The organism is Campylobacter concisus (genome assembly GCF_902460415.1).
GTDB classification, from domain to species: Bacteria; Campylobacterota; Campylobacteria; order Campylobacterales; family Campylobacteraceae; genus Campylobacter_A; species Campylobacter_A concisus_Y.
Genome location: NZ_CABPTY010000001.1, coordinates 25036 through 32919, shown reverse-complemented (window position 1 = coordinate 32919; position 7884 = coordinate 25036). Strand labels below are relative to the sequence as shown.

Here is a 7884-nt window from a genome sequence, read left to right as displayed (position 1 = left end):
TATGGTTTTATTTTTTTTAAAAGCTAAAATTTCTATAATTACAAAAAATATATAAGGATTTAATATGCAATTTTTACCTTGGGCAATAATTTTATTACTAATTTACGTAATTTATTTTCTAATGATACGTTATGAAAAAAGAATATCAACTCTTAGCAAATTAATTGAACAAAATAGTGATGGCATTAAGGAAAATAGGGATTTGATTGGACAAAATAGATCACTTATTGAAAAAAATAAACACGATATCGAAAAAAATACAAAAGACATCATAACAAATGTCGAAAAAGTAGATATCGATTTGGAAGACTAAAGTTTCTGGTTTCTTATCTCAGCTATTAATAAATTTGCTAGAATTTTTTATTTAAGATTTTAGCAAATTATTTTTTATTTAAAAATTTTATATTTATTGTATTCTTCAGCTAGTAAAAGTTGTGTATGTATTTGTTATGGTCGGATGTATAAAAATTTATAGTTTTTGAAGAAGGGTCTTAAATTTCTCACAAAAATAAATCAAGATTTTATGCGTCAAGCTGTTTCATTAAAAGCACAAGTCCTATTCTATCCTTTACATTTAGCTTACTATAAATTGAGCTTGTATGTGCCTTGACCGTCCTTAGTGTAATGCCTGTTTTTTCTGAAATTTCATTATTTGTTAGACCCTGATAGATTAAATCTGCAATTTCTCTTTCCCTTGAACTAAGCTCAGAGAGGTCAGTCCTTTTATCTGCCTTTTCACTTTCACTATTAATATATGAGCCGGTTAGCTCACTAATCATTGCCTGAACAAATTCTTGGTAAAGCCATATATTTCCATTAAAAATAGTTTCAAAAGCATCTTCAAAGTGTGTCTTTCTCATGTGGGAATTTGCATAGCCCTTGATTCCAAGCGTAAGTAGATGCTTGCCTTCGTTTATCGTTGGCCTATTTGAGAGTATGAGTATTTTTATATTTGGGGAATTTTCAATTATATTTTTTATAACATCATCAATATTGTCTTTAAAAACTTCAATATCAATGCCTATAATATCAACATCATCATTTATATGAGAAAAAAACTCTTTTCTATTATGTATAAATTTCACATCGCTATTGCCAGTAAAATAGCTTCTCCAAATATTGTTTAATGCACTATTTTGTGTAAATAAAATAACTTGCATTACCTTTCCTTGGATTATTTATATGATTCTTTCATAAATTTTTTTATTATTTATAAAAAATTCTACGTGACGACTTTCGCCATTTTTATGTATCTTGTAATCTATCGATGATAAAAATTTAGTAACCATAGAAGGTTTTTCTTCTAAAAAAATAGTCATTTCAAAAAAATCTTGTGATATAGCATATTTATAAGGGGTATTTAAATTTAAAATTCCAGGATCAAAGTCAAATTTATCCAAACTCTGGTCATAGCCTTTTATTAAAATTTTAATGCTTCTTACTATATCATCTTGAATTTTTATATTTTCAAATAGTTTTTTATGTCTACTAGCAACATCTACTAATTGTAAAAATTCTATTTCACAATCACTAAATTTAAATCGTTCAATTTCATCATTAACTATATCGCAGCAATGATCATCTTTTATGAGATAGAAATTTTGTAAAGTTTGAAATTTTTCAATCTCATATTCACCGAATTTCTTATCATAAAAAGCGATCTTGCCCATTACCTCTCCGTTAAAGCATTTTGTTTTGCCTTTAAAATAGGCTTTAATAAATAATCAAGTATTGTCTTTTTGCCGGTAATGATATCAGCTGAGACTATCATACCAACTTTTATTCTAAGCGGTTTTTCTTCGCTACCAAGATAATTTTTCTCAGTTTCTATCCTGACCAAATAATAGCTCTCGCCAGTTTTTTCATTAGTCTCTGTATCGGCACTAATCTGCGTTACTTTGCCTTTTAAACCACCGTAAATACTAAAATCATAGGCCGTAAATTTAACCATCGTATCAAGCCCAGGCCTCAAAAATGCAACATCGGCTGGTTTTACTTTTACTTCGGCAACCAGTTTATCCTCAAGAGGAACGATCTCGGCAATATTTTCACCAGGCTTGATAACTCCTGATACTGTATGAACCATCATTTTACTGACGATACCATTTACTGGAGATCTTACATATGTTCTTTCCACTCTATCGCTTAGGCTGATTTGTGATTCATTTATCCTTGCGATCTCTGCCGAAACCTCATTTAGCTCTTTTTTTGCATTATTTTTAAAAGCAAGTTTTGCTTCTTCGATCTTGTTTTTCGCTTCTTTTATAGTTGATTCAACTCTTGGTACAGCAAGAACAGCAGCATCAAGCTCGCCTCTTAGATCATTTACACGTCTTTGAAGCTGGATGTATTCAACCTCACTAACAAGACCTTTTTTAAAGATTGGCTCCATAATGGCCTTTTCTTTTAGAACAAGATTATAGCTATTTTGAGTTTGAGAAATTTTATTTTTTAGTTCGACCAACTCGCTCTGGCGTTGATGAATTTGCTCTGTTAAAATTCCTATCTGTTCATTTAAGTGATCGATATTTGAACTATGCAAACTTAGCTCATATCTTATGGCTTTGCTATTGTTCGCATCTCTAGCTTCATCGTAGTCAAATTCCTTATCATTCGCCTCAGCATCAAGTCTCATAAATTTTGCTTGAAGTTCATCAAGTCTTAGTTTTGACTCGCCATAACTACTCGTAAAATTTTTATTATCTAGCCTTATTAGAATTTGATCTTTCTTAACTTCATCACCCTCTTTTACAAAAATTTGATCGACTATACCGCCTTCGAGATTTTGTATCGCTTGGTTTTTTCCAGACGGGATGATCTTACCACTACCTCTTGTGATCTCATCTATTTGTGCCCAGGAAGCCCAAACAAGAAGCCAAAACATAGTTATAGCAACCGTATAGAGTATCTTTTTAGATGTAGATGGGGCTTTGGCCAAAACAGCCTCAGAAAGACTTGACATAAATTTCAAATCATAAGCATCATAATTTTTTGTTTGAAGATTCGACTTTATATCATCTACACTATTTAAAATTTTATTACTAGCTTCCTCTTGTTCTTTTATGTTATTTTCAGAAATTAATCTTTTTTCAGTTTTTGGATTTTCATTTTGTTTATTCTTGATATCTTCTTGCATGATCACTTCCCACTAAGTCTTGCTAAAACTTCATCTCTTGGTCCGTCCAATAAAATTTTGCCATTGTCCATAACTATAAGTCTATCAACAAGATCTAGCATCGACGTCCTATGTGTGACAAGCAGCATCGTTTTATTTGCTGTATTTGTCTTTAAATTTATTTTTAACTTATTTTCAACTGTATTATCAAGAGAATTTGTTGGCTCATCAAGCAAAATAATAGGACTATCTAATAAAAATGCCCTAGCCACAGCTATGCTTTGACGCTGTCCACCACTTATGCCATCGCCTCTTTCAAAGACCGGCATGTCAAATCCAAGCGGATGAGCATTTACATATTCATCAACTCCGCTTACTTTGGCTGCTTTTATAATCTGAATATCATCAACATATGGCGCTTTTTGAACAATATTTTCTCTAACCGTTCCTTTAAAAAGCACAACATCTTGCGGAACGTAGCCGATGTTTCGCCTAAGATCGGCTGGATCAATTTGATTAATATCAATACCATCTATTAGCACTGAGCCTTCAGTTGGTGAGTAAAGTCCCAAAATGAGCTTTTGTAAAGTAGTTTTTCCAGAGCCATTTTTGCCTATAATGCCAACTTTTTCACCTGGCTGAATAACAAAATTTATCCTATCAAGCGAACCTTTTGTGGTATCTGGATATGTAAAGCTTACATTCTTAAACTCAATCTTTCCATCAAAAGAATTTCTTCTAACAAATTTTTTACCTTCTGGCCTTTCGACAGGCATTTGCATAATCTTGCTAAGACTTTGATATGCTGTTTTTGTCTGCTCAAAATTTGCAGCAAGTGAAGCCACCTGTCCCATAGGAGCGATAGCGCGAGAGCTAAGCATAACCGCAGCGATAAGACCACCCATTGTAAGATGTGTATCTTGTATCATATAGACACCAAGAACGATGATGGCAATAGTATTTAATTGCACTAAAAAAGATGTAACAGTGGTTATCGAAGTTGTGATAATTTTTGATTTAATGCTTCTATTTGCTATTTCACCGGTTGCCTCTTCCCAGTTCCACTGTATATGTCCGCTAGCACCAAGAGTTTTGATGGTTTCAAGACTGCTAAGGCTCTCTATTAAAATTCCATTTTTTATAGCTGAAGCCTCAAATGTACTTTTAATAGCATTTTGAAGTGGATCTTTTATAAAAAATGTATAACATAAAATAGCTATCATAATAACAATTGGCACGAGTACAATATAGCTTCCTATAAAATAAGTAACTATCAAGAAAATGATCGCAAATGGAAGATCGACAATGGCTGCCAATGAGGCTGACGAGAAGAAATTTCTAACCGTATCAAACTCTTTTAGATTACTAGCGAATGAGCCAACAGATTTTGGTTTATTGCTAAATTTCATATCCATAACGCGCTCAAATAAAATAGAGCTCATTATGATGTCACTCTTTTTGCCAGCAATCTCAAGGAAATATGATCTTACAAATTTTAAAAAAAGATCTATACCATAAACTACACTTACACCAAGTGCTAAGACCCAAAGTGTCTCAACCGCATTATTTGGCACAACACGGTCATATACGTTCATCGTAAAAAGCGGACTAGCAAGAACAAATAAATTTATAATAAAACTTGCAAGAACAACATCAAAATAAATCTTTTTTGAACGTTTTAGAGTTCCCCAAAACCAGTGGTCATTACCCGCATCAATTAGCTTTGTTGAGCTAGTATCCTCTGGAACAAACTCGCGCTTTAGATAGTATGCATAGCCTAAATATTCTTCTTTTAATTTACTTATTTCTATCGCACTAGTACCAGTTGAAAGTTCTGGTGTTATGATATTTGCTGTCTTTTTATCTTTACTAAAAGATTGCAATATGCAAGCTTTTTTGCCTCTAAGCATTAAAATGCAAGGTAAAACTAAAGGAGAGATTTGTTCAAGATCTTTTCTTACAAGAGTAGAAGCAAAGCCAGCACGAGAAGCAGCACGAGAAAATAAAGACCTTGAGCTTTTAAGTGAAAAAAGCTCAATCTCATCGCCATCTTTTACTGGCAAGCCAATAGTTAAAGCATCAGCGCTGTATGGATTATTATGAAGCTTGGTAAAAATAACCAAACATTGAAGCAGCTCATCTTTTATCTTATCACTATGCATCTATCATCCAATGTTCTTAATTTCATCTATATAAATTCCTTGCATATTTTTAATGCCAAGATCGATTAACTTTTTCTTCTGCTCTTCGCTTTCAACACCGATTGCGATCAAAATAATGTCTTTTGAGCTTAAAACAACATCAAGTGATTGTTTTGTGTTTACCCCTGACTTATCACTTAAGAAGTCAATCAAGACATTTGACTGAATTTTTACATAATCAGGGTTAAATTCTTTTAGTTTCTCGATACCTTTTGCGTTAAGCTCGAAGTGGTCAAAACCAAATCCAAAGCCAAGTTCTTTTAATTTTTTAGTAAGCTTAACTATACTTTCTATGCTAATATCGTCTTTATTTGGAATTTCTATATAGTTTTTATATTTCGAAATCTGACTTATCTTTTTAAGTGTAGCTTCAAGTTTTGAAAAATTTTCATCTGAGTTTAATATCTCTTTTCCCAAATTTATGGCTAAATTGCCACTTGGCAGGATATTCTCCGGTAAAATTCTGGCTACCCTATTTAAGATATGAAGATCAAGCATTGCACCTAAATTTAACTCATTTACCATCGGCATGAAATATGAGGCCATACGCCATACACCATCTTTATCAACAAGCCTCAAATAAAGCTCATACTGCTCAAAATTTGAATCAAGATCAATCACTTTTTGAGCTGCAAATTTAAATTCATCCTCTTTTATTGAGTCAAAAATAAGCTCTTTATACTTCTCTTTACCAATCACTAAAGTATTTTGATTTTCATTAAATACCTTATATGTAAAGCTACCAGCAAGTCTTGAGCTAGCCAATGTAACGTCAGCTGAAGTAAGAAGTGTCTTGATATCAGTATTTGGCGAATACTCAACTATCGCAGCATTTACTGGATACTCGCTATCATTTAGTGCAAAATTTGCATAAAGCTTTTTAAACTCGTTCATAATTTCATCACATAGAGCCAAGAAATTTGATGAATTTCTACCATACGAAAGTACAATGAAATCATTATCGTTAAGCCTTGCAACAATCGCATTTTTATCATTATGAATTGATTTTTCTTGTAAAATTTGAGCTATTTTCATTACAACGCTTTGCCATTTTTCAAAGCCAAGCGTACTTTTTAAATTTATTAGATCTTTAAAACTAACAAGTAAAGCAACACCACTTGAATATTCTTCACTAGCTAGATACTCACTAAATTTAGTTTGAAAAAATCTTCTGTTATTAGCACCACTCATTGTATCTTTATATAAAAGATCTTGATATTTACTGAGTGTGGCCGCCTCTCTCTCAAAAATGTCTTTTACCTTACTAACCATAGAGTTCATAGCTAGAACCATTTTTTTAAGATCGGCTGTAAATGGAATTCTTTTTTGAATGATAAATTTATTATCAAGTATAGCCTCAGCCTGATCTTGAACCTTCATAAGCGGTCTAAAAATAGCTTTTAGAGCGAAATATGCCACCACAAGAGTGACAATTATCATTAGAAGAAGAAAATTAAAAATATTTTTTGAGTTGGTATAAAGCTCATTATAGGCTAGTGCGGTACTACCTTGAACATAAAGCGTGCCAAATTTTGCCCAGCCAGTCATAATCTCGCTATCTGCTATTGGCGCTTCAAACTTGGCTATTTTGTAAAACCACTCGGGAATATCTTTAACAACAGTTTGTTGAGAATTTTCAATAAGAACCTTGCCATCAACATCTTCAAGTTTAATAAGCTTGTATCTACCGCTGTCAAACATAGAATTTATCATTGTTTGAGCCAAGGACATGTCATCTGGATCGATAATAGGCTTTAAAGCAAGTCCAAGCGAATTTGCTGTATGTCTTGCGTTTTCACCAAGCTGGTCATTAATATATCCATTTAGGCTCTTAAAATTTAAGTAGCCAACAGCCACAAAAATCATGATACCAAAAGTTATCACGGCGATCATAATTTGTTTAAATAGCGTCATAAATCCTCTTTTCCTATCCTATCTATTAGTTCCATCCACTTAGGATTTTGTTTTTTATTTCCACCTGGTATTGCTTGACCAAGACCTTCTTGTTTTGCCAAGTATAGCGAATCACCATTAAAACTATAAACTGGAACAAGGTCTGTTCTTTGAGTTGCGATTTTTATTTTACCATTTATGTTGTCTAAAATTAATGGAATAGATTTTGGTGTATCGTAGTATGCTAAAACCATATGAGCTTGATTGTATCTTAGGGCTTTAACATATGTGAAGTATAATTTTTGAGTTGGAATTCCTAACTGCTTTAGTGTAAAATATTTTGCAATAACATAGTCTTCGCAGTCACCAGCACCTTTTCCTATAAATTCCATTCTAGTAGCCCAATAATCCTTTTTGTGCCAAAGCTGCATATCATCAACCCATCTAAAAGAGTTAAAAAAGTCATTTACTTTTATTAATTTCTCTTGTTCAGTTGCATCTTGCAATGAAGCCATTAAAGAATTTAGAGCAGAAGCCCTTCTTCTTGCATCTTCTCCATAAATTTTAGCTACCTTTGCTATAGTTGTTGATTTTATAAAATCTCCAATAGCATTTGCTAATAATAAAAAAAGGACGCTTGCTATAAGCGTCCAAAAATTTGTCTTGACCCTCATG

General features: G+C 32.6%; 7 protein-coding genes. 1 reads left to right on the top strand and 6 read right to left on the bottom strand.

Features of this window, described 5'->3' with window-relative positions; translation table 11 throughout:
• Window positions 1–64: 64 nt before the first annotated feature.
• Complete coding sequence (locus FZ940_RS00170) at window positions 65–313, top strand: hypothetical protein (RefSeq protein ID WP_021090800.1); 249 nt, start codon at window positions 65–67, stop codon at window positions 311–313.
• 208 nt (window positions 314–521) lie between these two features.
• Here FZ940_RS00170 and FZ940_RS00165 read toward each other — a convergent pair whose 3' ends face one another.
• Genes FZ940_RS00165 through FZ940_RS00140 form a run of 6 tightly spaced genes read right to left on the bottom strand, consistent with a single transcriptional unit; the run spans window position 522 to window position 7883 of the window.
• Window positions 522–1160, bottom strand: a complete 639-nt coding sequence (locus FZ940_RS00165; protein ID WP_148821069.1) for a response regulator transcription factor — start codon at window positions 1158–1160, stop codon at window positions 522–524.
• Between the two features lie 18 nt (window positions 1161–1178).
• A complete protein-coding gene (locus FZ940_RS00160) occupies window positions 1179–1670 on the bottom strand; it encodes a DUF5416 family protein (protein ID WP_148821068.1) in 492 nt (163 codons plus the stop codon).
• On the bottom strand, window positions 1670–3136 hold the full coding sequence (locus tag FZ940_RS00155) for an HlyD family type I secretion periplasmic adaptor subunit (protein WP_087579856.1): 1467 nt from the start codon (window positions 3134–3136) through the stop codon (window positions 1670–1672). The genes FZ940_RS00160 and FZ940_RS00155 overlap by 1 nt, the downstream gene beginning before the upstream one ends.
• 2 nt (window positions 3137–3138) lie before the next feature.
• The gene (locus tag FZ940_RS00150; RefSeq protein WP_054196398.1) at window positions 3139–5277 is read right to left on the bottom strand and encodes a type I secretion system permease/ATPase; all 2139 of its coding nucleotides are present in this window, start codon (window positions 5275–5277) and stop codon (window positions 3139–3141) included.
• Window positions 5278–5280: 3 nt separating this feature from the next.
• A complete protein-coding gene (locus FZ940_RS00145) occupies window positions 5281–7230 on the bottom strand; it encodes a bifunctional diguanylate cyclase/phosphodiesterase (protein WP_148821067.1) in 1950 nt (649 codons plus the stop codon).
• Entirely contained in the window at window positions 7227–7883 is a 657-nt protein-coding gene (locus tag FZ940_RS00140; protein ID WP_107793188.1) for a transglutaminase-like cysteine peptidase, read from the bottom strand. The genes FZ940_RS00145 and FZ940_RS00140 overlap by 4 nt, the downstream gene beginning before the upstream one ends.
• Window position 7884 lies beyond the last annotated feature (1 nt).